Raw genomic sequence first — 242 nt, forward strand, 5'->3', positions numbered from 1 at the left:
ACAACGCGCCCCAATTCAAGGGCAGCGACATCAGCGGCACCCAGTTGGGCCGCGGCCTGGAGCTGTCGGACTACAACGGCAAGACGCGCACGTTGCAGGACTTCGCCGGCAAGGCGGTGGTGGTGTTCTTCGGCTTCACGCAATGCCCGGACGTCTGCCCGACGTCGCTGGCCGAACTGACCGAGGTGATGAAGAAGCTGGGCCCGGACGCCGACCGCGTGCAGGTGCTGCTGATCACCGTC

General features: G+C 66.1%; 1 protein-coding gene. It reads left to right on the plus strand.

Translation table 11 applies throughout. From position 1 onward, the window contains the following. On the plus strand, positions 1–242 hold a 242-nt coding region (locus ACRHNM_RS17905), incomplete at both ends, for an SCO family protein (protein WP_431137987.1).

Origin of the sequence: Psychroserpens mesophilus, assembly GCF_050617655.1 — a bacterium.
Classification (GTDB): Bacteria; Bacteroidota; Bacteroidia; order Flavobacteriales; family Flavobacteriaceae; genus Psychroserpens; species Psychroserpens mesophilus_A.